The organism is Chryseobacterium sp. GVT01B, assembly GCF_019970045.1.
Classification (GTDB): Bacteria; Bacteroidota; Bacteroidia; order Flavobacteriales; family Weeksellaceae; genus Chryseobacterium.
Map to the genome: position 1 here is coordinate 176,665 of NZ_JAHXYI010000006.1, position 23,622 is coordinate 200,286.

The window sequence follows — 23,622 nt, forward strand, 5'->3', positions numbered from 1 at the left end:
ATTTCGTTCAGAATGACACTTTTGAGACAACCTCTTCATTTTATGGTAATTCTGTTTCAATGATTTCAATAAACTGGTTTACTGCTTCATCACCTGTATTCCAGGAAGTAATAAGACGTATTGCCGAAAAATTCTCATCTACTTTTTTCCAGACAAAAAATTCAAAACTTTCAGACAGTACGCTTATAAGTTCATTGCTTACAATAGGAAAAATCTGATTGGTATAGGTATCTGCAAGAAATGCTACTCCTTTTTTCTGCAATGCATTCTTAATTTTCATAGCCTGCTGATTGGCATGTTTCGCCAGATCAAAATACAGATTGTCTTTCATCAGTTCCATAAACTGTATTCCCAGCAGTCTTCCTTTAGCTAATAGCGCTCCTTTTTGTTTGATATTAAAAGCAAAATCTTCCTGAAGAACTGGATTATTAATGACAATAGCCTCTCCTATCAACGCCCCGTTTTTGGTTCCTCCAAGGTAGAAAACATCCGTCAGAAGAGCTACTTTTTCCAGAGTAAGATCACTGATTTCTGAAGTCAGCCCATGTCCCAGCCTTGCTCCGTCCATAAACAGGTATAATTTCTTTTCTTTACAAAATGCTGAAAGCTCTTCCAGTTCTTTTGCCTGATAAATAGTTCCCAGCTCTGTAGAATTGGATATATACACCAGCTTAGGCATCACCTGATGTGGTACATTACTATGTCCTTCCAAAACCGGAATAATGTCCGACGGTCTTAATTTTCCATCTGCTGTTTCAATGCTCAATACCTTATGTCCAGTGGCTTCAATGGCTCCTGTTTCATTATTCAGAATATGGCCGGGAGCGGCAGAAATCGCGCATTGATATGGCTTTAAAATCGCTGAAATAACAATTAAGTTCGCCTGCGTTCCTCCTGAAACCAAAAAAACTTCAGAATCCTGATTGTTGATTTTTTCTTTAATTAATGTTTTAGCTTTTAATGAATACTCATCTTCTCCATATCCGGCCTGCTGTTCAAAATTACTTTTTGTAAGCGCTTGTAGAATATTCGGGTGACATCCCTCTGAATAGTCGTTTTTGAATGAAAATTTCATAGAGTAAAAGTAAAAAAAGTTAAAATAACAAGAGTAAACTTTTCATTTTATTTTGTTAGATTTGTATTGAAAATCATCTAACATTTTGAAAACAACCCTAACAGAAGAGAATTACCTGAAAGCTTTGTTTCATTTAGTTGACAATGAAGGAAAGGTTACGATTAATGAACTCAGCAAATTTTTGAATGTAAAAATGCCGAGTGTCAATAATATGATGAAAAAGTTTGCAGAGAAAAAGTGGGTCATTTATGAAACCTACAAACCTTTAATCGTTACCGAAGGCGGAAGACGTGAAGCCGCTCTGGTAGTCCGAAAACACAGACTTACTGAAATGTTTCTGGTAAAAAAAATGAATTTTGGATGGGAAAATGTTCACGAAATTGCGGAGCAGCTTGAACACGTACACTCTCAAATCTTTTTTGATAAAATGGATGAAATTCTGGATTATCCTAAATTTGATCCCCATGGAGAGCCTATTCCTGATAAAGACGGAAATATTATTTCCCAGGATCTGCAGAAACTGAGCCACTGTGAACCTGGTGAAAATGTTACTTTTGCCTCGGTTACTTTATCTGACGATGCTTTTTTAACCTATCTCAACGATCGGAAATTGCTCCTCAATACCAAAGTAAAAGTCGTTAAAGTAGAAAGTTTTGATAAATCAATGACTATAGAAATTGATGGCAAAACGGAAATTTTAAGCAAAAAGGCGACTGAAAAAATATTAGTTAAGAAATAACCTTAGCACATCTTAAAATAAACCTCACAGATTATAAAAACCTGTGAGGTTTGTCATTTCATAAAACACTATTATAAGATTCTTGAACTATCTCTTTTCAATTTAAAATAATTCAGATCAATTTGCTTCCTCCGGTATTATTTTAACCTTCTTAGGTTTTATGCTCAACAGAAAAACAGTTGAAATAATAAATATACTTCCAATCCAGTCAATTAAAGAATAAGAAACATTAAGCCAAAACACTGCTAAAATTGTAGCAGAAAGTGGTTCCATAGATGCCAGAAGACTTGTTTTCTGACCTCCGATAATCTGAACTGCTGACAGATAAAAATAAAAAGCGATTAATGTTCCGAATAGTACAATAAATGCAGTATAGCCAAATGTCTGCATATCCCATACTCCCTGAATGTCCCATGGAGCTTTTACAAAACTGAATATGATGCCTGCACAAAACATTCCCCATCCAATGATAAGAGAAGATTTGTATTTTGATAAAAGTTTCACCGGCTGTAATGTATAAACAGCCAATGCAACAGCTGAAGCAAGGCCAAAGAACAAAGCTGTTCCGGAGATAGAAAGACTGGATGTATCTCCATGAGTTACCAGTAAAAAAGTTCCTAAAACTGCTAAAACAATTGCTGCTATTTCAACCAAAACAGGAACTCTTTTATTTTTAAAAGCAAGATATACAGCAATTATAACAGGGCCTGCATACTGAAGAACAGTGGCAGTGGCTGCATTAGAATATTTTATAGCCGCAAAATAGGTATATTGAACTGCCAACATTCCTGTTATGCTGAAAATAACAAGCTGTATGGCATCTTTTTTATTTTTCCAGATCTCAAAAAGCTCGGTTTTATCAGAAAACTTTGCATACAGCAAAAGACATATCCCGGAAATGAGTAAACGTATGGTAATCAGCCATTCAATATTAACTCCCCGCTGCTGAAAAAGAAATTGTGCAAATGTTCCGGCAACACCCCAGAATAAAGCGGCTAATACCGCCAAAGAAAAACCTTTTAGTACATTCATAGTGATAAATTCTATTTAAAATGCAAAATTGCATCAAATACTGCTTGATTTTTCACGAAATTTGAGTATTAATTTGCAATTTTGTTTCACTAAACTCCTTAATTCTAAAAAAATGAATGAACTTGACCAATTTGATTTTCAAATCCTTAAGATCCTGCAAAAGAATAATCTTACTCCACAAAGAGATATTGGAGATCATATAGGTCTTTCAGCTGCTGCGGTACAAAGGCGAATCAAAAGAATGCGGGAAACCGGAATAATTAAAGCAGACATTTCCGTCATTGATACAGAAAAGTTAAAGCACTCTGTTACCCTTATTGTAGAAGTTTTCCTGGAAAGGGATAAAATAGATTTGATAGATCAGGCTCAAACACTGTTTACTTCAGCTCCTGAAGTCCAGCAGTGTTATTATGTTACCGGAGAATCAGATTTTGTACTGGTAGTTGTAGTTCCTTCTATGAAAGACTACGAAAAGCTCACACGGAGAATATTTTACAACAATGAGAATATCAAACACTTCAGAACATTAGTATCAATGAACACAGTAAAGGCAGGGCTTGAAATCCCTATTGATATTTTGTTGTGACAATAAAAACCGTTGATTCTCTGAAGCCAATTTTAACAAAAATCGTTAAAAAACGGTTAAACTCCCCTTCATAAAATACCTGAAAATTAATTTTTAATTAGGTTTGCAAAATATTCTACAGACTTTGTCTTTTCTGACAAATCCCAACATTTAATTATTACTAAAAAAATTATGAAAAAAAGCATTCCGTTTTTTATTATTTCGATGCTGTTAAGCCCATTTGCAAACGCTCAGGACACCAAGGTAAGAGATTTTGTGATTGAACCTCAGATTAAACCTAACTTTTATATTTATAAGACTTTCGGAGTATTTGGAGGTAAAGAATATTCTACCAATGCTGTTTATCTGGTTACCAAAAAAGGAGTTGTCTTATTTGATGTGCCATGGCAGAAAACCCAATATCAAAGCTTGTTGGACACCATTCAAAAACGTCATAACCTTCCTGTTATCGCAGTATTTGCAACGCATTCACATGAAGACAGAGCCGGAGATTTAAGCTTTTATAACAATAAAGGAATTAAAACTTATGCAACAGCAAAAACCAATGAACTGTTGAAGAAAGACGGAAAAGCTACTTCTACAGAAATCATCAAAACAGGGAAACCTTACCATATTGGTGGAGAAGAATTTGTGGTAGATTTTCTGGGTGAAGGACATACAGCCGATAATGTAGTGGTATGGTTTCCAAAATATAAAATACTGGATGGAGGATGCCTTGTAAAAAGCAAAGCAGCAGTTGATCTTGGCTATACAGGAGAAGCCAATGTTGCACAATGGCCACAAACCATGACAAAATTGAAAAACAAATATTCACAGGCCACTCTTGTGATTCCAGGTCATGACGAATGGAAAGGAGGCGGACATGTTGAGCATACGCTTGAGCTTTTAGAGAAAAACAAAAAACAGGAATAATAATTTATTTTTATAAACTTCATATACCATAAAAAAATCCCGAATTTTCATTCGGGATTTATATTTTAATGATGGTTGTATTAGTCTAATACACTCCAACCTCTCTTAGGATTTGTATTGGTAGAAACCTCCTGTTCGTTAACAATGATGTTTTCTTTTCTCTGACCGATGTAATCAAGTTCGCTTAGTTTAGAGAAAATGGTTTCAAGGCTTCTCAGCATCTGTTGAATATAAAGCAACGGCTCACCACAGTTATGATGATCGTAATTGGTCTCTGCCACAATAGAAAGCTGGTTCAATAAAGTATGAGGAGCAATCTCACTCCACTCCAGGCTATAGTTCAGCATTTCTTCCAATTCAGCAGGAACAAGAAGCTGGGTTGAATTATATAAATGAAGAGCCAATCTTGCAAAAGACTCAATCAGAAATACTGGCGGCTGCCAAGGGGTAATATTTCTGAATTGGAAATACATGTCTCCAAAAGTATTCACCATTGTACTGCACAGGAACTTCACGTTTTGTGCCAACGCTGTATTTTGATTTTTATGGGAAGTCTTCTGAATAATTTTAAAAGCATACTGCTGAAGATTCCCGATAGATTTTGCATAGCTGCTGTAATATTCCACTAATGCCGGGTGACTCTGTACAGACGTACAAGGCGGAATAAAGTTGGAATCTACCTGAGCAATATTCCCTTTTAAATCTACTTTTCCAATGATAAGATAATTACCTCCTGAATAGCTGCTGTTAAGAGAAGTTACAGGAAGCAGTTCAATATGATGATTAGGCTGTGCACTTGGATGGCGCGGCGGAATTTCCTCAGGGTCAATATCTCCGAAAGGAACTTTATCAAAAGGATTTACAGAGATTAAGATATAATATTCACCGTCTGCCTGTTCTTCGTTCATGGATTTCGCCAAAGACTTTACGCTGATTCTTCTGTCTGTCAGCTCAATCCGGTAACCCGCCATCGTAACAGCGCTACAACGCTTGATAACAAGCTGTACATCATTGGTTGCCGTATTGTGAACATCAAAAATGGTACGGTCTGTAAATTCATTGGAAATAGGCAGAAGTCCGTAGTTATATGTAGTAATTCCAAGGGAATTGGAATCTCTGATGGTATCAATTAAGAAATTATCCTGATCATTAAGGTGTCTCTGGGAAACCTTCATCCCATCCACCCAGTTGATTGCAAAATGTTTAATAGGCTGTATCATGTTTAATACTTTTTAATTTTTTGTGATTATGATTTTCTTGCGACTCCCTCCTCTTCATGCTGAATGACTCTCTTACAAATCACCACTTCATTTTCAGAAATGCTGTTTGTTGTAATGTCGTGGTCGAAATCTATATATTTTCTGAAACTGAAAAACGATTTTTTAGTGTAAAAGATCCAGTAATAAGGCTCGTTTCCTTCGTCTGAAAGATGAATAACGGAACCCGGATTCTTATGGTTGTAATCATCTACTACCCTGTAGAACCAATCTCCGAAAGTAACCCCCGTTGGAAGTGTTTTTGCCTTGATTCTGAAACGGTTGGTATCTTCTAATTTTTTGCTCAATTCAACATTCAATACCATTAATCTGTCAAAATCTGCTCCTTCAAAATCAGGCAGTTTCTGCTCCGGTGAATATCTCCATGTTTTATAAATATCAAAAGGAATCGTGATAAACTGGATATAACAGTAATAAAATACCATGGGAACTACAAAGATCAGCATACTTGTTGCCGCCATTACAGCATATCCTGTTCCTTTACTCATCCAGTTAAAGATCAGAGTGAAAAGATATCCTCCCAAAGCGATACACGTCAATGAAAGCAGAGACTCAAACAGAATACTCATTGCCAGGGATTCGATGTGCTTTTTGAAATACTTATGCAACAAATTCACATGAATAATCCCGAAAATAAGGTAAACAACCTGTGCGATGAGATACCAGTACGGATTAAAGAGATTTCCGGCAAATCCGAAAAATCCCGGAATAGCCAGGCATAAACTGCACAGAAGCACGTATATAATAATTACTTTAATTTTGATCGCAGGTTTATTTCTACGGATTACACCCAGTATAACCATCATAATAATTGCGATTAAAGGCATTAAGATATACCTTAAAAAAATACCTTTTACTGAAGAAATTTCCATTTGTTTCTTTTCGAATTTATACTTTGTTGGTAGTTGTAAATATAATAAAATAATTTAGAGAAATGTAGAGTATCCAAGGCGGCTGGCATTTCTTCCATCGTCTTCAAGACTGAATGAATATTCCTCTTTTTCCGTAACAAAATTCTCTTCCACATCCACTGTTACCGGAAGAAAATAATCATACAGTGACTGAAGTACATTTCTGAACGGACTTCCTGGTATATACTTCTTCATGTCTTCATAAGGAATAGGGCCAATATTTACCACCCAGTTTCGCTGACCGTCCATATGCGGACCACTTGGAATATAGGTTACTCCTAATCTTGAATTTCCCAATAACATGGAATTATCATTTTTCTCAATCCTATCAATGATGTTGGGTGAAAAAGTAACATTTACCGGTACCTGCAGAAAAGCAGTCATACATCTTTCAAACCATTTTTTATCCCCTCTTATCTGGTGGAAAAAAGGAAGAATATGCATGAAGATATAAGCATTCTGCTTATCCAGCATCTTTATCAGAGGCCAAAGCTCACTTACGGTTTCCAATAAAGAATCCGTATTGCTTGTAATATCAAATTCAGATTCTTTAAGTAAAGCACTGATTTCCGTAAAAAAAACTTCCAGCTCAAAAGGACGAAAAAACTTACGGGCATCATCTTCTACCCTTTTTTGTTTACGGATTTCCCTTACCACAGTATCTACGTTCTTTCTGGAAGCTCCAAGAGACGGCGGGTGGAATAAACCCTCCGGAAGATAGTCATAAATACCTTCCCTGTAACTCTCTATGGTAAATACTTCTTCGTCAAATCCTAAATAACTGCTTGAAATACTCTTAATATCCTTCAGGTAGGCACGGTCGTTCACGCCAACACGCTCAATGAATATATTGCTTACCGCACGATGGTATTTCAATAGATTAACAGCCACAGCTTCAGCCTTAAAGTCTGTTTGCAGCTTATTGTAATGCATATCTACAATATTAGTCTCATACATAGTGTTTCCTCTGATTATGACTTGTAAAGATAATATATCTCATAAGTTTGAAAAAATATTTTGCTAATAATTTTATCCTAAAAATAATAATTTATTGACATTAAAAGGAATAACTTCTAGCAAATTCCGTAAAAATACGGTAAATAAAAGGTTTATTTGTTTTTTTTAATTTAAAATTAACTATTCAGAATCAGATAATTAAAGGTTAAAGTTTTAGGTCGGGGTAAGTTTTTATATTTTAATTCTTCCTTATATATAAGGATACTATTCTCTCTTTCTCCACTCTCCTATCCCTGCTATTATTGATTTCTTATCTTCATCTGACAAAATATAAGTTTTCAAACGTAGTAGAAATACCTCTTTTATGCAGATTAAGTTTTATTAACATTATCTTATAGAATAAATTCAGGATAATGCATGCTCATTCCGAAAGCGGGCCGTATCTTTGCAGACTGAAAATTGTTATTTAAAATGAAAAGTATCTATTCTAAAATTCTGATTTTAGCATTCATGGCCTCTTCACTTTATTCTTATGCATGGGGATTAACGGGACACAGGGTTATTGCAGACATTGCAGAAAACCATCTTTCCCGTAAAGCGAGAAGAGAAATTAAAAAGATCATGGGAAAAGAGCGTCTGGCTTACTGGGCGAACTGGCCGGATTTCATTAAATCTGATACCACAGGAGCATGGAAACAGGCTTCATCATGGCATTATGTAAACATTGATCCGATGACCGACTTTAAAGCTTTTGAACAAAACTTAAAAGCGCAGGCAGGACCAAGCCTTTACACTCAGGTAAACACACTATCCAGCCAGATTAAAGACAAAAACACTTCTGAAAAAGACAGAAAAATTGCTTTAATTTTCCTTATCCATATTATGGGAGATCTTGCACAGCCCCTTCACGTGGGAAGAGCAGAAGATTTGGGAGGAAACAAAATCAATGTTACCTATTTCGGAGACAAAACCAATTTACACTCAGTTTGGGACGGAAAACTGGTAGACTCTCAAAAATACAGCTACACAGAATATTCTAAACTTTTGGATATCAAATCTAAAGAAGAAGTAGCACAGATACAGTCCGGGACGCTGGAAGACTGGTTATATGATTCTCATAAGATTGCTAATAAAATTTATGCACAGACTCCTAACGACTCTAAATTATCTTATGACTACCAGTATAAATTCAATGATACTTTGGAAAGACAGCTTCTATACGGAGGATTGAGACTGGCAAAAGTATTAAACGAACTTTTCTAAATACGGGTTTCGAGTTGCGGGTTCATTAACCAAAGGCGGCTTAAAATTGTATTTCAAGATATAAAAACGGGACTTCGGTTTCGTTTTTTTTGTTTAGGGTTTAGGGTTTAGGGTTTAGGGTTTAGGGTTTAGGGTTTAGGGTTTAGGGAAATTACATTTTTTATTATTGACACATATTTTAATTTTCAAAAAAGAAATTAATACACTCATTATCAATTAATTAATATCATTATTGCAAATCTAAAACCATCCAAACCGGAACAAAATAACTGATTATCAGCACATTATTTAATTCAAAGTAAACTTATACATTTTACTTCGGACATTATACAAAAAAACCGTCTTTTTACAATTTAAATAAAATACTGAATACCAATAAATTAAACCAAAAAATAAAGATATTTACACATTTTACAGTCCACATTATACAAAAAACACTCTATCTCGTGTAACCTTTTTACCTTTTCATACGTATATATTATAGTAACTCTTTTTTGAGGATAAAATAAATGAGACAATTAAAAATCACTAAGCAGGTTACCAACAGGGAAACTGCTTCATTAGACAAGTATTTGCAGGAAATTGGTAAAGTGGAACTGATCACTGCGGACGAAGAAGTAGAATTGGCACAAAGAATACGTGCTGGCGACAGAGCCGCACTTGAGAAATTAATCAAAGCCAACCTTCGTTTCGTAGTTTCTGTATCCAAGCAATACCAAAATCAAGGTCTTTCTTTACCCGATTTGATCAATGAAGGTAACCTAGGATTGATGAAAGCGGCAAAAAGGTACGATGAAACTAGAGGTTTCAAATTTATCTCTTATGCAGTATGGTGGATCCGTCAATCAATTTTACAGGCATTGGCTGAACAGTCAAGAATTGTAAGACTTCCGTTGAACAAAATTGGTTCCATCAATAAAATTAATAAAGCATACGCTCACCTTGAGCAGGAAAATGAAAGACCACCTTCTCCGGAAGAATTGGCTGAAGTTCTTGACATGAGCGAGGAAGATATTAAAGAATCTATGAAAAACTCCGGAAGACACCTGTCTATGGATGCACCTTTAGTAGAAGGTGAAGATTCTAATCTTTATGATGTATTACGTTCAGGAGAATCTCCAAGTCCTGATAAAGATCTGATGCTTGAATCTCTACAAATTGAGATTGAAAGAGCATTGAATACTTTGACGCCAAGAGAGGCTGACTTAGTAAGATTGTATTTCGGACTGAACGGAAAACACCCAATGACTTTAGAAGAAATTGGTGAGACTTTCGATCTTACAAGAGAGAGAGTTCGTCAGATCAAAGAAAAAGCAATTAAGAGACTAAAACACAATACCAGAAGCAAGATCTTAAAATCTTATCTGGGTAAATAATTTTTAGCGTAAAAAATTTTATAGGCGGAGTCTGGTTTCAGGCTCCGTTTTTTTATTTAGATAGTATTCATACATCCAATCCGTAAACTTCTGTAACATTTTTCACCGTTTATTCAACTAATTAAAATCATATCCTTTACTCATTTGCGATAAATTCTAAATGATTAATTTTAGTTGATGGGATATGATGTTGAGAACACCAAAATAAAACAGACTATGAAAAAAATACTTTTCGCTTGTGCGGTAGTTATTTCTTTACTTTCCTGCAGTGAAAATAAATCGCGGCAAGCTCCTACCGTAGAAAATGCAGTTGATAATGCTGAATCTTCAGTTTCTGGAGCTATTAAAAAAAATACCAGATACTCCTCACGTGAAGGAAACCTTGTTCATGAAATCTATCAGGAGCTGATAAAAAATGACAAGGCTTTACAGGATCTTGACAAAAGAATAACGGTTATTAATCAGGAAACGGAGGACGCAATGATCGAATATGATGATGTTATTCAAAAATCAGAAACATACTATAATGATGCAACGGCACTATCAAATTCGGTAACCGATTCTGTTACAAAGAAACAAATTGAAAAAGAGATAAAGGCCAGCTCTGAAAAATATGATATAAAAACACAAACTATCCGAGACCTCATCGTCAAAATAAAAGCAAACAGGACAACAGTTCATAATCAATACCTTGTATTTAAGATCAGAAAGACCCTTCCTGAAATTGAAAAGTATCAGAATGCCCATCCTCTGAAAACAGACAGCCTCAATCAATTCATCAATAAGCAAAACCAACTGCTGGAAGAGTTGAAAAAGTTAAAATAAATACCAACACACCTCATGAAATATACTACAAAATGGCTCACTGATAAAGCCCGCGTTAAAGAACTGGTAGACTTTTTTATTACCCATAAAACAGATTCTTATATTTCCCATGGCGAAATGATGTCCGGCAGAGCCACCGATTCTCATCATTGGAATCCGGATCTTGAACTGATTCTTACTGAGCAGCTGATTACTGATTTTAATTCTGATGGCAGTTCTAAGCTGAATATTCTTATTGCAGAAAATGAAAATGGGGAAATTGTCGGAATGATGGTTTTTAATGTGATCAACAGTCCTTTTAAAAAGTATGCGATTTTAGAAGATATGCTTCTGGATCAGTCTGTAAGAGGCCAGTCACTGGGAAGTAAACTGTTAGAGAAAGCCATCCATGAATCTAAAAACTGGAATATCAGTTTCATCCTATTGGAAAGCGGAGTCAACAACCATGGAGCGCACAACTTTTTTAGTAAGTATGGTTTCAAAAAGGTATCGGAAAGCTATATTTTAACAATATAAATTAAATGATGTCTTATGAGCACCATTTCAATCATCGGAGCCGGAATCGGAGGATTGACCCTCGGAAATATACTGAAACAGCATCAGTATGATTTCAAGATTTATGAATCCGCTCCCGAAATAAAACCCGTAGGAGCAGGAATTATGATGGCAGTGAATGCGATGCAGGTTTTTGATCAACTGGGATTAAAGGAAAAAATTGAAAAAGCCGGTAATAAAATTCATAGAATTGTTATAGCCAACGAATCTTTACAGCCTATCTCCAAAACAGAAAATCTGGAACTTGAGGCTCAATACAATTCATGTAATGTTGCGATCCACCGTGCTGAACTCCAAAAGATCTTAGCTGAAAACCTTTCTCCCGATTCCATTAAGCTTAATCATTCTCTACAAAAAATTGAGAAGAAAGAAAACTATATTTTAAATTTTGAAAACGGAAATCAATTTGAAAGCCAGATTGTTTTTGGAGCTGATGGTATAAAATCCCCTATCCGAAACCAGATTTTAAAAACCGGAACGATCCGTAATTCAGGACAGAAATGCTGGCGTGGTGTTTTAGATTTCGATCTGCCTGAGAAATATCATCAGGAAGCCTTTGAGATGTGGGGAAAAGGAAAACGTTTTGGATTTGTAAAAATTTCTGATAGAAAAGTATACTGGTATGCCTGTGTCAATGAAAAAAGTTTCGGGAGATCTCTTGAAATTGCAGAGATTTTTAATGATTTTGATCCTTTGGTTTTACACCTTATTGAAGCTACAGCAAACGAAAATATTATTTGTAATACAATTTCCGATCTCGCTCCTATTCCCAAATGGTATTCTGAAAATCTATGTCTTATCGGAGATGCTGCTCACGCCACAACTCCTAATATGGGGCAAGGTGCCTGCCAGGCCATTGAAGATGCTTATATCATCGGAAAATTACTTGAGAAAAACCAGGATTTCAATGTTGTTTTTGAAGCATTTCAAAGTATCAGAAGAAAAAAAGTAGATTATATCGTCAACACAAGTCGAAGCATAGGAAAGGTTTCTCAATGGGAAAGAGGAAATTCAATACGTAATTTTCTCATGGGTATGATTCCGGAAAGTATGCATCAAAAAATGGCTAAAAAGATTATAGAACTGGAAATGTAGAAATCCTTTTTAGGAAAAAAATAAAATTTAAAAAATAATATCTGATTTATTAATAACAACTAAAAATTAACAGCATGAAAAAAATCTTTTATGTATTGCTCTTATTCATAGGAGTACATACAGCACGAGCACAGGAGGTCCCGGTACTGGACAGAGGATTATTTTTTGGAAATCCGGAAATTTCCGGAGGACAGTTGAGCCCGGATGGAAAATGGATTTCCTTTACGAAAGAATATGGCGGTATCATGAATATATGGGTGAAAAAAATTGATGAACCTTTTGAAAAAGCCCGCCCACTAACAGACAGCAAACGTCCGATGAACGGATATTTCTGGTCTGAAGATGGAAAGTATATTCTTTATGTAAAAGATGGAAATGGTGACGAGAACATGAATATTTTCGCCGTAGATCCTATGGCAAAAGTAACCACAGGAGTTCCGGAATCAAGGAATATAACACCTCTTAAAGAGGTAACAGCACAAATCTACATGGTAAGCAGAAAAGATCCTGATTTACTGATGATTGGACTGAATAACCGTGATAAAGCATGGCATGATTTATATTCATTGAAGATCTCTACAGGCGAACTGAAAAAGATTTATGAAAATACAGACCGCATCACAAGCTATGAATTTGACTGGGATGAAAAATTAAGAGTGCTGTCCAAAACAGATGATAAAGGAACTACCCAGTTTTTTTATAAAGAAGGAGATAAACTTACTCCTATTTATGAGACTTTAGTAACAGAAAGTGCCTATATCTCAAACTGGAATGAAGATAATTCTAAATTCTATCTGGTAACAAATAAAGGGAATCTTGATAAATCAACCCTATTCCTGATGGATCCGAAAACAAAACAGATTACAAAAATAGAAAGCGATCCTAAAGATAAAGTAGATTTTGGAGGACTGTTTCTGGACAGAAATACAAGGAAGATGATCTACACTTCTTACACCGGAGATAAAACAGAGTATTACTGGAAAGACAAAACATGGGAAGATAATTATAAATTTCTGCAAAGTAAATTTCCTGGAAGAGAAGTTAATTTTTCAAGTTCTACGAATGATTATTCTAAATTCTTAGTTGCTGTTGGAGGTGATAAATATGCTTCTGAAGCTTACTTTTTTGATGCAAAAACAAAACAGTTGCTATTTCAGTATACACCAAGAACAGAATTGAAAAAAGTTGAAAAGTATCTGGCTGCAATGACTCCTATTTCTTATAAAAGCAGTGACGGACTTGAAATTCCGGCATATCTGACTTTTCCTGTAGGTTCATCCGGTAAAAATGTACCTGTAGTTGTTTTGGTTCATGGAGGTCCGAAAGGTCCAAGAGATTATTGGGGATACAATTCAACCGTACAGTTTTTAGCCAACAGAGGATATGCGGTATTACAGCCCAACTTCAGAGCGAGTGGCGGATATGGTAAAAAGTTCCAGAACGGCGGAGATCTTCAGTGGGGAAAACTAATGCAGGATGATATCACCTGGGGCGTAAAGTACCTGATTGATCAAGGAATCGCAGACAAAAATAAAGTAGTAATTATGGGAGGAAGCTATGGTGGATATGCAACACTCGCAGGTTTAGCCTTCACTCCTGATGTATATGCTGCTGGAGTAGATATTGTAGGGCCAAGCAACCTCTTTACTTTATTGGATTCTGTACCTGCTTACTGGGAAGCCGCCCGTGCTTTCCTTTACGGAATGGTTGGTGATCCTAAAACTGAAGAAGGTAAAAAACGTATGCATGATGCAAGTCCTCTATTCAGTGTGGATAAAATCAACAAGCCATTACTGATTGTTCAGGGAGCGAATGATCCAAGAGTAAAGCAGGCAGAGGCGGATCAGATTGTCATTGCACTGCGTGACAAAGGCAAAAAGGTAAATTACATCCTTGCCGATGATGAAGGCCATGGATTCCGTAAGCCGATTAACAGCATGGCCATGTACGCTGAAACCGAGAAATTCCTTGCTGAAGTAATCGGTGGAAGATATCAGAAAGAAATGCCTGATAATGTGGCAAAACGTCTGAAGGAAATGACGGTGGATATTTCAAAAGTAACCTATACACCAAAAAGCGAAAAAACTGCAGGAGCATCTAAATAAAAGTATTTATATTAATTATAGAAAGCCACTTCATTTTATGAGGTGGTTTTGTTTTTAAACAAATAGATTAATCAACACATAATCTTACAACTTATAAGAATAATATTATCTTACTCAATATTTTTAATTAATTTAATTACAAAATAAACAACAAAAATACCATTAATTTAAAATAATTTAAATTAAAACAAATAATCATTGTTAATAATATGAAATTTACATAAAATTGTTTCCAGATTGCAATCTAAAACATTTATTATTTATTAAAAAATTAAAATTTTAACGATGAAAAAAATTATCTTTATTGTTGCCTTTGGTGCAGCTGGACTTATGAGTGCTAAAAATATTACTGCTAAAAAAGTAATTAAAAAAGCTGAAACTATTGAGAAAAAAGCTGTAAACCATAGTAAAGTTTCTCAAAAGACAAAAGCTATTTTTTATAACTGGATTCAAGTAACGTCTCCTTGTGGAGCTGTTTATTATTTAGAAGCTGGTGATTATGATAGCGTGGGAGATTTTACTGATGATGTAATTTACTTTAATGCGCAAAAGTGCGGAACATCTTATCCTATAGCATAACGAATTATAAATGAAGCGGATAGAAGTATCCGTCTTACATTTTAACAAAAAACAAATAGAATGAAATTTATAGTTGTACTATCAGTTACATTTTTCAGCTTTATTAAAGGGCAGGATACTAGATTCCCTGATAATTTTACACTTCAAGCCCCTAAATACCAAGTGAAAATCTATGAAAAAAGTAATCTGAATATTTATTATCAGGTCAAGTTTTCTGATAATATCAATGCTGCTGAAAGCAAGAAGGAAGCACTTTGTATCTTACAAATAGGAAATAGCTATTCTAAATTTAGTGACATTAAGGGTGTTCAACAGGATTCAATATCTGAAAAATTTAGTCATCAGGAAAGAATTGGAGGAAAAGAAATTAACCAACTACTTAAAGTTCGAGAAATATGGTCAAATATTATTTTTAAAAATAAATTAACAGATAGTTTAATTATACAGGATAAAGCCAAAAATAAGTATCAATATGATGAAAAAATACCTTTTTTTACTTGGACTATGAGTGAAGAGAGAAAAAAAATCCTTAATTATGAGTGTAAAAAGGCAACAACACGATATAGAGGTAGAGATTATACGGTTTGGTATACAGATAAAATACCTATTAGTAATGGGCCTTATGTTTTTGGTGGATTGCCTGGTTTAATACTTGAAATTGAAGATAATAAAAAATATTTCCATTTTGAAGCAATTGCAGTCGATCAAAAACCTACTGATATTTATTTACGTAATGATAAAAGCATCTTCAAAGTAAGCAGAGATAAATTTAGAATGATTCAGCAATCATATTATGATAATCCTGGATTTTTTCATGGTAAAGCTTATAATGGTGATGGTAGCCAAATGCCAATAAAATCTAATCCTCTTCCTTATAACCCTATTGAATTAGAGTAAATAAAGAATCAATCTGTAAGATTAAAATACTAATGTACTTAAATTTAAAAAGCAACTCTGATAAATAAAGCCATCTCATTTTCACGAGATGGCTTTTGTTTTTAAGTTCTTATTTTTCCTTTTCAGCCTGCGCCAGCCTTATCCAGTGAACTATTTCTTCTAGCTGTTTTTCGGAAAGTTTCGCTTCCGGATGAAGATAAGTATAAGAAGTAAGCGGCATTTTTTTCTGCTGTATTTGATTCACAATAGATTCTAATTTATTAGTCTGTTTACGATGGCTGTAACTCCCCCATTCATTAAAATTCAATTCTTCTTTGCCGTTTTTAATATGCTTTTCAAGATAATAACTTAAGGGCTGTATATAAGAATAAAATGGATAATGAGTAGAATTGCTGTGACAGTCATAGCAGGAATTTCTAAGAACAGACTGCACATTCTCAGGAAGTTTGTAAACCTTTGAGATATCTGTAGAAGGAACCTGCCCGTAATCAATATTACGGACAGGCTGAATAATCTGAATAAGTAAAAAAATTAGAACAAACCCTAGCAATATGTTTTTCATGTGTCGGTTCATCTCTTTTTACTATTTTAAAATACTTTCTTTACAGATCCGCAGTTAATCATTTTCTGTCCTTCATATGGATTGACAATCTCTTCCGATTCACTGATCCAGGTTCCGCCTTTTCCATTATTGTACATTGGACAGAAGTCCTGGTATAATTTTAATCCGCCAGTTCCCTTTTCTTTTATTAAATCATTAATATCATTACTCAGAGATAGCAGATGTTCTCTCTGATGAGCTATATCATCAGATTTTCCACCGATATGTTCTGCATTTTCTGCTGCACTTTCTACAATATCACGCAATTCAGAATTGCTTTTTGCATCGGTTTTACTGATATCTATTTTCTTTAATATAGAAAACAGACTTTTAGCTGCATCGGAAGCTTTTTTAGAATCATCCTGAGCCAGGGCATTTTTTAGAGGAAGGTAACCTTTGATAATTTGCTGAATCGGAAAAGCTGAAAGCTCGCCGGTTTCTTTTTTACTTTCTTCCGGGCTTTCTTTTACCTCCTGATTTGAGATTTCTGCAGGTTCAGTTTTACCCGTCGTTTTAATTTCCGGTTCTGCTTTCTTCTCAGATATTTTACTGTCGGGTTTATTACAAGAGTATAATGTAGCTCCCACAAACAGTACGGTTATTATATTTTTCATTGTTTCTTAAATAATATGGTTAAAAAAATTAATACGTCAAAGTAACACCTGCACCCCAGCCCATTTCATTATCATAGTTTCCGGAAACGGATAACCATTTTTGAAGAATATACCTCATTCCTGTTGAGAATTCACCATCAGAATTGACGCTGAAGTTTCCTCTCAGTCTTCTTGAAAGTGGAATATCCTCACGGCTCAGTTCTAACAGTACTTTTCCGTTCTGGTCTACACTTGCATCAGCTGTAATCAACATGGGAAGTACATACTGCATACCTACCATGAATGCAAATTTGTTTTTGGAAGCTTTCTGCTGTCCGAACCAGGTCTTTTTCCCATGAAAATCCATACCCATATCCTCTGCCATCTGTCTTTCCATGATCTCATGATTTTTTTGAACTCTTACTCCTACATAGGGAAGCGCCCACTGGAATTTTCCTAAAAACCGTCCTACTTTTGCACTTCCTTCAAAATGATCAAAATTCCAGTTAGAATGAAACTCATTCAGGTTAGCCCATCTCGGTCCGAACATCGTCATCGTTTCTGCATGGATCTTATTGCTTGCTACATCCAGCATCGCCATAGAACTGGTCATTTTATTATCCTGTATAAAGTTCTTCCAGGCTAGTTTTCTGTTCGGAAGCTGTGGATTGGGTTTAGAGTTTTCATAACTGAAGATTCTTCCCATTCCCGCCATCATATGGTATAAAATATGACAATGGAAAAACCAGTCACCATCCTGATTCGCAGCAAATTCTATCGTTACGGTTTCCATTGGCATGATATCTACCACGTTTTTCAATGGAGAATATTCCCCTTTTGAATTGATTAATCTGAAATCATGACCGTGAAGGTGCATCGGGTGGCGCATCATAGAATTATTATACATTTTAATTCTAAGAACTTCTCCTTTTTTTATCAGGATTTTATCTGTTTCCGTTACGGTTTTATTATCCAGCGTCCATAGATAATGGTTCATATTCCCTTCCAGCGTAAACTTCATTTCACGGATGCTGTCTGTAGGAAGAATTGTTTTTTCAGGAGATTTTAAAATATTGTAAGACAATCTTTTAATAGTTTTCTCTTCTCCCATATCCATTCCTGAGTGTTGAGAATGATCCTCCTTTTTATCTTCTTTCGTCTTCACTCCCATCATCTCATTGATGTGTTTTGCTGTAGTTTTTCTTTGATTTTCAGATAATTCCGGGTACATTACTTCGTTCATATCCATCATCTGATTTCCCATCGTCATGGTCATAGGCTTCATATTTCCGCTCATTTCCATCATGCCGTTCATCATTTTCATTCCTTCAAAAAGCATCAGCCTTGGAAGATTGGGAGCTTCTACCTTCTCACCTGAACCCAGCCAAAGGGAAGCGTGTCCTATTCTGTCTTCTGAAGTCGCTCTGAATTCAAAACTTTTATTCTCCGGAATCGTGACTTCAATATCATAGGTTTCTGAAACCCCAACAATCAAACGGTCAACTTCTGTCGGAACTACATCATTTCCATCATTTCCGACTACTTTTATCTTTCCGCCTCCGTAATTCAGCCAGAAATAGGTAGATGAACCTCCGTTGGCCACTCTTAATCTTACTTTATCTCCAGGTTTTAGATTGGAATAATCTGAACTTGGAGTTCCATTGATCAGGAATTTATCATAATAGACATCACTTACATCCATCGCCTCCATCCTTTTCCATTCATTCAATGCTTTTGTCCCTAAATTTCCGGATTTGATGGCTTCCCAGTAACTCTGTACTGCATTTTTCTTTACAGCATACCAGTCTGTATTGGCCATATGAAGTCTTCTTGCAATCTGCATCGGATCATCATCGCTCCAATCTCCCAGCAATACCGGAATCTCAGCATTGTATTCTGTTTTCGGCTCACCTTCTCTTTTCTTGAAAACCAAAATCCCATTCATTCCTATCTGCTCCTGAAGTGCTTCGTGGGAATGATACCAATACGTTCCGTTTTGGGAAACTCTGAATTTGTATAAATGGGTTTCTCCAGGCGTTACGGGTTTTGTAGTAAGATATGGGACTCCGTCATGTTCGTTGGGAAGAATTACTCCGTGCCAGTGCAATCCTGTATTTTCCTTAAGCATATTGTGCAGGTAAATTTCTGCTGTATCTCCTTCCGTAAAATATAAAGTCGGAGCCTGAAGTTTCCCGTTGATCGCAATTGCTCTCCTGTTTTTTCCGGTGAAATTGACAATGGTGTCTTTTACATATAGATCATAACGAACCGTTTTTCCACCGAAAGTAATTCTTCCGTTTTCGGAGTTACGTTTTAAAACAGATTTTTCTTCCTTTGGATTTTCAGCCTGTACATGAGAATGATCTTCTTTCTCTATCAGGTCCATCCCGCATTTAGGACATTTTCCCGGTTTATCCGAAACTACTTCAGGATGCATCGGGCATGTATAAGTAGTTTGAGCTTTAACTGTTGATATAACTTTTTTTTCTGGCTGAACAGAAGGCTTTATTACTTTTGCTTTCTCAATTTTAGTTATTTCCTTTGCTTTATTTGCCTTATTTATTTTTGTTTCTGCAGGTTTTGCCTTCGTTTCTGTTTTAACTACAGGTTTCGCTTTCGGTTTTACAACGACTGTCTTTTTAACCAGAGTCATTCCGCATTTCGGGCAGTCTCCAGGTTTTGAGGACACCACTTCAGCGTGCATCGGACAGGTATAATACGTTTTTGTATTTTGTGCGAAAGTAAAAACAGAGAATAACAGCACCAGAAACATTATCAGTTTTTTCATAATATTTCAAAGTTTTTAGAAGTTGTACAACTTAAAGTTAATTATAACTTAAGCTATACAACTTGTTATTTTAAAGAATAATAGACTAATTATTTAATCTCTGACTTTACGCTTCCGCATGAAAGCATAGACTTCCCGTAGTATGGGTTGGCAATCTGTTTTTCATCGCTCAGCCAACTGCCATCTGCCATTGGGCAATATTGTACATAGACTGGATTTTCAGAAAGTTTGAACTCTTTGGTTAAAGCGATCATATTGTCTGAAAGATTGAAAAAGGTTTCTCTTTGAGCGGTAACATTTCTTGCTTCGGAAATAACAGAAGCATCTTTTCTAAGAACATTAAGATTTCCTTCCGAAACCATTTTATAGTCAATAGCTGAAGCTGTTTTAATGAATTCTGTTGCGGCTTTTGAAGTTTTGTCAGCATCATCTGAAGCTAGCGCTGATTTGATTGCGATATAGTTCTGATACAGCTTAGAAACCTGAGCATCCTTTTTAGATTGTGCTGATAATGAAATGATTGAGAATATAGATAAGGCTGCTGTAATGATATATTTTTTCATTGTTTTAAATTTTAGAATTAATTTTTAATAAAGAATAATTGGTAACGCATCAGGAATATGCGTCAGGACATGTCGCCTGTAATTGTATACGGTAATGATACAGAAAACGACAGACGAATTCTAAATTCTAAAATTACAATGATTGATGTAGATTGGGACCGGCCGGTATTCAGGTGGTCCATTAATCTGGATTTGAGTATACTTGGTTGCTGAAAAAGACTTATCAATAATAGGAAACTGATGTTTCACAGGAATGTCTGAAATCTGGCCTAAAAAGTCAATTTTAAGCAGATCTGATTTCTGGGAATCATCTACTTTTACTACTTTGATCTCTGTTTTGCAGCATTTTTTTTTGTCTTTCACACCGCATTTAGCACAGATACCATCTGTTTTCTGGCTTACAGAAACAAATTCCTTCATGCAATAATGAATGCTAAAAGCTGCTCCGGAAGAAAACCCGAAGTAGAAAATAGAAAACAATATGGCAAGAATCTTTTTCATTGATAGGACAAAGATAAAAATATCTCTGAGACCGTTGTTATAAAATTTGGTAATGTTGTTACAAAATTCGGGTAAAATAAAAAGCTTCCGAATTTTTCCGAAAGCTTTTATTTATTTTTTGAGAGATTAACATCAACCTCATCTTTTAATTTTCTATAGTTTAAATTCTAACTTCACATTGAAGAAACGTCCTGTAAGACGTACCGGAACAGGATACATATAATTGCTGTTATAATCAGTGATCCATTGGTTCGCTACAGTATTGTTAATATTAAATGCATTGAAAACCTGAACGCCTAATGTCAGCTCCTCGAAATTACCCCAGAATCCTGATCTCTTATTTTTTTCTTTTGGATCAATGAATACTTTTGTCAATCCTAAATCTACTCTTTTATAAGAAGGAAGGGTCTGCTGATAATTATATGCCGCATTAAAATCCGGCTGCCCATTACTGTTGAATAGTACAGGAGCACCTGTAGGCAATCCCATAGCATATACTAAAGTAAGGTTTACGCGCATTGACGGGAAGCTTGGCATATAATCCTGATAGAACATCGCAAATCTTAATCTCTGATCTGTAGGTCTTGGAATATCGCCTTTTCCATCAATATTTTCGTACACTCTGGCATAACTCGCAGATAACCATGAATCTACACCAGGTACAAATTCTCCAAATAATCTTGTATCAATACCATACGCATATCCTTTGGAGTTATTCTGCCCGGAATAACGGATCCTCACATTATCCATGTAATACGGAATCAGATTATCCATTTTCTTGTAGTAAAGCTCCGTAGTTAGTTTGAATGGTCTGTCATACATCTGGAACTCATAATCATTGGCAAGAATCACCTGAATAGAGCGCTGTGACTTTATATTGGAGTTAAAATTACCATCCAAATCTTTAATTTCTTTATAGAAAGGCGACTGATAGTAGATTCCTCCTGAAATTTTGAACAACATATCGCTGTCCCAATCAGGTTTTATTGCAAACTGGGCCCTTGGAGAGAATATCGTTTCTTTATTGAAGCTCCAATTCGCAACACGTACTCCGGCATTTACAAATACTTTACTGGCTCCCCAGTAGAACTTCTGTGAATATTGTGCATATGCTGAAACTCTTGTAGGTTCAATATTATTCTGTCCTGCAATATAATAAGCCAGTTTAAGATCACCGGTAGTTCCCGTTCTCGGATCGATAATTTCCGGTCTTGGAAGGCTGTATCCTGCGGAATCTACCAATTTCCATTCATTAGTAAGATCTTTCAGGTTTTCTTTCTCATATTTAAATCCAACTTCAAAGTCGGTGTTTACATTAGGAGAAAATTTGGCTCTGAACTGTGTACCGTATGTTCTTACAAATAAATCATTTCTTGCATGCTCTATCTGTCCGCCAACATCGAAAGAGGTCACAGGCTGCTGTGTTACCGGATCAAACGTCTGAAGTTCATATGCTGACTGAATGGTATAATATTCTCTTTCTCTGTTCTGATAGGCAAAAGCATCCAAAGTAAGCTTCCATCTGTCAGCCGGCTTATAATTCATGGAGAATGTCCCCATCATATTTTTATACTGGTCGTTTTCTTTACCCGCATATCCTATATTTACAGTGATAGGCTGCTGAAGACTTCCGAAAGTAACACTTTTTGCCTTAGGGATCATCTCGTAATCATTTTTGGAATAATATCCGATAAATGACATGGAGAATTTATCACTGACATGATAATTCAGATAAGACTGGAAATCCCAATACGTCGGGTTAAAGTCCGTATCTTCCTTCAAGGTATTAAGAACAAGATTGGTGTTTCTGTATCTTCCTGAAAATAAGGCTGTAAATTTTTTATTTTTTGAAGCTAGGCCTGTTGTCAGCCTACCTCCAATTAAACTGGCCTCTCCTGAAACTTCAAATTTTTCAGGTTCTCGGTAATAGATATTTAAAGCAGAAGACATTTTATCACCATACTTGGCTTCAAATCCTCCTGCAGAGAAATTGACTGCAGAAACCATATCCGGATTGATGATACTCATCCCCTCCTGTTGTGAGTTTCTGATCAGGAAAGGTCTGTAGATCTCAATATCATTGATGTAGATAAGGTTTTCATCATAGTTTCCACCACGAACCATATATTGGGAAGACAGCTCTGTATTGGAGTTTACGGAAGGAAGTGTCTTAAGCAATCCTTCAATTCCACCGTTGATAGAAGCCACAGATTTTGCTTCTTTTGCTGAAATTCTCACATTGGTAAGGTCGTTTGTTCTTCCTGTTGCTTTTTTCTGGAAGACAACTTCCTCTATATCGGTTACTCTAGTGGTCGCTGTATCCTTTTTTCTTTGTTGGGAGAAAATCAGAAACGGGACCATAAGGCTTAGCGGTAAAACTAGTTTTTTCAAA

22 protein-coding genes are annotated in these 23,622 nt (G+C 35.6%); 11 read left to right on the top strand and 11 right to left on the bottom strand.

What is annotated here, in order from left to right; all coding sequences use genetic code 11:
- Nucleotides 1-40: 40 nt before the first annotated feature.
- Nucleotides 41-1,075, bottom strand: a complete 1,035-nt coding sequence (locus tag LC457_RS15635) for a low specificity L-threonine aldolase (protein WP_223600721.1) — start codon at nucleotides 1,073-1,075, stop codon at nucleotides 41-43.
- 85 nt (nucleotides 1,076-1,160) lie between these two features.
- Between LC457_RS15635 and LC457_RS15640 the strand changes: the two genes are divergently transcribed.
- Nucleotides 1,161-1,814, top strand: coding sequence for a metal-dependent transcriptional regulator (locus tag LC457_RS15640; protein WP_223600722.1), 654 nt, complete (start codon nucleotides 1,161-1,163; stop codon nucleotides 1,812-1,814).
- Between the two features lie 117 nt (nucleotides 1,815-1,931).
- Here the strand turns inward: LC457_RS15640 and LC457_RS15645 are convergent, their stop codons facing one another.
- A complete protein-coding gene (locus LC457_RS15645; protein WP_223600723.1) occupies nucleotides 1,932-2,846 on the bottom strand; it encodes a DMT family transporter in 915 nt (304 codons plus the stop codon).
- Between the two features lie 112 nt (nucleotides 2,847-2,958).
- On the opposite strand from LC457_RS15645, the gene LC457_RS15650 reads away from it, so the two are divergent.
- On the top strand, nucleotides 2,959-3,432 hold the full coding sequence (locus LC457_RS15650) for an Lrp/AsnC family transcriptional regulator (protein WP_223600724.1): 474 nt from the start codon (nucleotides 2,959-2,961) through the stop codon (nucleotides 3,430-3,432).
- Nucleotides 3,433-3,603: 171 nt separating this feature from the next.
- Nucleotides 3,604-4,344 (top strand): IND family subclass B1 metallo-beta-lactamase, encoded by a 741-nt coding sequence (gene blaIND / locus LC457_RS15655; protein WP_223600725.1) that lies wholly within the window; start codon nucleotides 3,604-3,606, stop codon nucleotides 4,342-4,344.
- 80 nt (nucleotides 4,345-4,424) lie between these two features.
- On the opposite strand, the gene LC457_RS15660 is transcribed toward blaIND, so the two are convergent.
- Genes LC457_RS15660 through LC457_RS15670 form a run of 3 tightly spaced genes read right to left on the bottom strand, consistent with a single transcriptional unit; the run spans nucleotide 4,425 to nucleotide 7,465 of the window.
- Entirely contained in the window at nucleotides 4,425-5,564 is a 1,140-nt protein-coding gene (locus LC457_RS15660) for a hypothetical protein (RefSeq protein WP_047374599.1), read from the bottom strand.
- 26 nt (nucleotides 5,565-5,590) lie between these two features.
- Nucleotides 5,591-6,493, bottom strand: a complete 903-nt coding sequence (locus LC457_RS15665; RefSeq protein WP_223600726.1) for a TssN family type VI secretion system protein — start codon at nucleotides 6,491-6,493, stop codon at nucleotides 5,591-5,593.
- Between the two features lie 54 nt (nucleotides 6,494-6,547).
- On the bottom strand, nucleotides 6,548-7,465 hold the full coding sequence (locus LC457_RS15670) for a type VI secretion system baseplate subunit TssG (protein ID WP_223600727.1): 918 nt from the start codon (nucleotides 7,463-7,465) through the stop codon (nucleotides 6,548-6,550).
- A gap of 495 nt (nucleotides 7,466-7,960) precedes the next feature.
- On the opposite strand from LC457_RS15670, the gene LC457_RS15675 reads away from it, so the two are divergent.
- The 8 genes from LC457_RS15675 (at nucleotide 7,961) to LC457_RS15710 (ending at nucleotide 16,184) form a co-directional block, all read left to right on the top strand.
- Nucleotides 7,961-8,752: a S1/P1 nuclease gene (locus LC457_RS15675; RefSeq protein ID WP_223600728.1), complete on the top strand. Its 792-nt coding sequence runs from the start codon at nucleotides 7,961-7,963 to the stop codon at nucleotides 8,750-8,752.
- A 509-nt stretch (nucleotides 8,753-9,261) separates the two neighbouring features.
- Complete coding sequence (locus LC457_RS15680; RefSeq protein ID WP_002979276.1) at nucleotides 9,262-10,128, top strand: RNA polymerase sigma factor RpoD/SigA; 867 nt, start codon at nucleotides 9,262-9,264, stop codon at nucleotides 10,126-10,128.
- Between the two features lie 216 nt (nucleotides 10,129-10,344).
- Nucleotides 10,345-10,953: a hypothetical protein gene (locus LC457_RS15685; protein WP_223600729.1), complete on the top strand. Its 609-nt coding sequence runs from the start codon at nucleotides 10,345-10,347 to the stop codon at nucleotides 10,951-10,953.
- Between the two features lie 15 nt (nucleotides 10,954-10,968).
- A complete protein-coding gene (locus tag LC457_RS15690; protein ID WP_223600730.1) occupies nucleotides 10,969-11,469 on the top strand; it encodes a GNAT family N-acetyltransferase in 501 nt (166 codons plus the stop codon).
- A gap of 15 nt (nucleotides 11,470-11,484) precedes the next feature.
- Entirely contained in the window at nucleotides 11,485-12,603 is a 1,119-nt protein-coding gene (locus tag LC457_RS15695; protein WP_223600731.1) for an FAD-dependent monooxygenase, read from the top strand.
- Between the two features lie 74 nt (nucleotides 12,604-12,677).
- Nucleotides 12,678-14,708: a S9 family peptidase gene (locus LC457_RS15700; RefSeq protein ID WP_223600732.1), complete on the top strand. Its 2,031-nt coding sequence runs from the start codon at nucleotides 12,678-12,680 to the stop codon at nucleotides 14,706-14,708.
- A 285-nt stretch (nucleotides 14,709-14,993) separates the two neighbouring features.
- The gene (locus tag LC457_RS15705; protein WP_223600733.1) at nucleotides 14,994-15,287 is read left to right on the top strand and encodes a hypothetical protein; all 294 of its coding nucleotides are present in this window, start codon (nucleotides 14,994-14,996) and stop codon (nucleotides 15,285-15,287) included.
- Nucleotides 15,288-15,347: 60 nt separating this feature from the next.
- Nucleotides 15,348-16,184 carry a GLPGLI family protein gene (locus tag LC457_RS15710; RefSeq protein ID WP_223600734.1) on the top strand — a complete coding sequence of 279 codons (837 nt, stop codon included), beginning with the start codon at nucleotides 15,348-15,350 and terminating at the stop codon, nucleotides 16,182-16,184.
- Nucleotides 16,185-16,293: 109 nt separating this feature from the next.
- Here the strand turns inward: LC457_RS15710 and LC457_RS15715 are convergent, their stop codons facing one another.
- From LC457_RS15715 to LC457_RS15740, 6 genes are all read right to left on the bottom strand, one after another.
- The gene (locus tag LC457_RS15715; RefSeq protein WP_223600735.1) at nucleotides 16,294-16,746 is read right to left on the bottom strand and encodes a heme-binding domain-containing protein; all 453 of its coding nucleotides are present in this window, start codon (nucleotides 16,744-16,746) and stop codon (nucleotides 16,294-16,296) included.
- Between the two features lie 26 nt (nucleotides 16,747-16,772).
- Nucleotides 16,773-17,399, bottom strand: coding sequence for a DUF3347 domain-containing protein (locus LC457_RS15720; RefSeq protein ID WP_223600736.1), 627 nt, complete (start codon nucleotides 17,397-17,399; stop codon nucleotides 16,773-16,775).
- Nucleotides 17,400-17,427: 28 nt separating this feature from the next.
- Entirely contained in the window at nucleotides 17,428-20,166 is a 2,739-nt protein-coding gene (locus LC457_RS15725; RefSeq protein ID WP_223600737.1) for a multicopper oxidase domain-containing protein, read from the bottom strand.
- A gap of 89 nt (nucleotides 20,167-20,255) precedes the next feature.
- Nucleotides 20,256-20,729: a DUF3347 domain-containing protein gene (locus LC457_RS15730; protein WP_223600738.1), complete on the bottom strand. Its 474-nt coding sequence runs from the start codon at nucleotides 20,727-20,729 to the stop codon at nucleotides 20,256-20,258.
- Between the two features lie 120 nt (nucleotides 20,730-20,849).
- Nucleotides 20,850-21,230 (bottom strand): hypothetical protein, encoded by a 381-nt coding sequence (locus LC457_RS15735; protein ID WP_223600739.1) that lies wholly within the window; start codon nucleotides 21,228-21,230, stop codon nucleotides 20,850-20,852.
- Between the two features lie 153 nt (nucleotides 21,231-21,383).
- On the bottom strand, nucleotides 21,384-23,621 hold the full coding sequence (locus LC457_RS15740; RefSeq protein WP_223600740.1) for a TonB-dependent siderophore receptor: 2,238 nt from the start codon (nucleotides 23,619-23,621) through the stop codon (nucleotides 21,384-21,386).
- Nucleotide 23,622: the final 1 nt, after the last annotated feature.

Bases quoted from the DNA above. Each gene is read 5' to 3' on its own strand.
- LC457_RS15635 (WP_223600721.1), bottom strand. From the start codon at position 1,075: ATGAAATTTTCATTCAAAAACGACTATTCAGAGGGATGTCACCCGAAT.
- LC457_RS15645 (WP_223600723.1), bottom strand. From the start codon at position 2,846: ATGAATGTACTAAAAGGTTTTTCTTTGGCGGTATTAGCCGCTTTATTC.
- LC457_RS15650 (WP_223600724.1), top strand. From the start codon at position 2,959: ATGAATGAACTTGACCAATTTGATTTTCAAATCCTTAAGATCCTGCAA.
- blaIND (WP_223600725.1), top strand. From the start codon at position 3,604: ATGAAAAAAAGCATTCCGTTTTTTATTATTTCGATGCTGTTAAGCCCA.
- LC457_RS15660 (WP_047374599.1), bottom strand. From the start codon at position 5,564: ATGATACAGCCTATTAAACATTTTGCAATCAACTGGGTGGATGGGATG.
- LC457_RS15665 (WP_223600726.1), bottom strand. From the start codon at position 6,493: ATGGAAATTTCTTCAGTAAAAGGTATTTTTTTAAGGTATATCTTAATG.
- LC457_RS15670 (WP_223600727.1), bottom strand. From the start codon at position 7,465: ATGCATTACAATAAGCTGCAAACAGACTTTAAGGCTGAAGCTGTGGCT.
- LC457_RS15675 (WP_223600728.1), top strand. From the start codon at position 7,961: ATGAAAAGTATCTATTCTAAAATTCTGATTTTAGCATTCATGGCCTCT.
- LC457_RS15680 (WP_002979276.1), top strand. From the start codon at position 9,262: ATGAGACAATTAAAAATCACTAAGCAGGTTACCAACAGGGAAACTGCT.
- LC457_RS15685 (WP_223600729.1), top strand. From the start codon at position 10,345: ATGAAAAAAATACTTTTCGCTTGTGCGGTAGTTATTTCTTTACTTTCC.
- LC457_RS15690 (WP_223600730.1), top strand. From the start codon at position 10,969: ATGAAATATACTACAAAATGGCTCACTGATAAAGCCCGCGTTAAAGAA.
- LC457_RS15695 (WP_223600731.1), top strand. From the start codon at position 11,485: ATGAGCACCATTTCAATCATCGGAGCCGGAATCGGAGGATTGACCCTC.
- LC457_RS15700 (WP_223600732.1), top strand. From the start codon at position 12,678: ATGAAAAAAATCTTTTATGTATTGCTCTTATTCATAGGAGTACATACA.
- LC457_RS15705 (WP_223600733.1), top strand. From the start codon at position 14,994: ATGAAAAAAATTATCTTTATTGTTGCCTTTGGTGCAGCTGGACTTATG.
- LC457_RS15710 (WP_223600734.1), top strand. From the start codon at position 15,348: ATGAAATTTATAGTTGTACTATCAGTTACATTTTTCAGCTTTATTAAA.
- LC457_RS15715 (WP_223600735.1), bottom strand. From the start codon at position 16,746: ATGAAAAACATATTGCTAGGGTTTGTTCTAATTTTTTTACTTATTCAG.
- LC457_RS15720 (WP_223600736.1), bottom strand. From the start codon at position 17,399: ATGAAAAATATAATAACCGTACTGTTTGTGGGAGCTACATTATACTCT.
- LC457_RS15725 (WP_223600737.1), bottom strand. From the start codon at position 20,166: ATGAAAAAACTGATAATGTTTCTGGTGCTGTTATTCTCTGTTTTTACT.
- LC457_RS15730 (WP_223600738.1), bottom strand. From the start codon at position 20,729: ATGAAAAAATATATCATTACAGCAGCCTTATCTATATTCTCAATCATT.
- LC457_RS15735 (WP_223600739.1), bottom strand. From the start codon at position 21,230: ATGAAAAAGATTCTTGCCATATTGTTTTCTATTTTCTACTTCGGGTTT.